Source organism: Pseudomonas sp. 30_B, from assembly GCF_017491605.1.
Lineage (GTDB): Bacteria > Pseudomonadota > Gammaproteobacteria > Pseudomonadales > Pseudomonadaceae > Pseudomonas.
This window is the reverse complement of record NZ_JAFGYY010000311.1, coordinates 1-456: the sequence shown is the minus strand read 5'-3', so window position 1 is coordinate 456 and position 456 is coordinate 1. Positions and strand designations below refer to the sequence as shown.

The window sequence follows — 456 nt, the reverse complement described above, 5'->3', positions numbered from 1 at the left end:
CTTTTGCACCCTGCGGCGCTTCGTATTCGGCGCGGGCGTATGCGTCGTCCGCCGGCGCGGGCAATGCGCGCCGGTCCAGCTTGCCGTTCGGCGTCAGCGGCCACGCGTCCAGCCGCACGTACGCCGACGGCACCATGTAGCTCGGCAAGTGCTGCGCGGCTTGCGCTCTCAATGCCGCGACATCGGCGTCGCCCGTGTAGTACGCGACGAGGCGTTTCTCGGTCGCAGAAGAGGACTTGGGCGTGGGCGCCTTTGGCGTTGCGTTATCGCACACCTCCGCTGCCGAATCACGCGCAAGCACGACCACTTCGCGCACCCCAGCCACCTTCGCCAACTGCGCATCGATCTCTCCCCACTCGAACCGGAATCCGCGTATCTTCACCTGGAAGTCGTTTCGCCCCAGAAACTACAGAATCCCGCACGTGCGCCAACGCGCACGCTCCCACGTCTTATACA

Annotated in this window: 1 protein-coding gene; it reads right to left on the bottom strand. The window is 65.4% G+C overall.

Going from position 1 to position 456, the window contains the following annotated elements; all coding sequences use genetic code 11:
* Positions 1–382: hypothetical protein (locus J5M67_RS28435; protein WP_368735971.1), on the bottom strand; the 382-nt coding region annotated here is incomplete at its 3' end.
* Positions 383–456 lie beyond the last annotated feature (74 nt).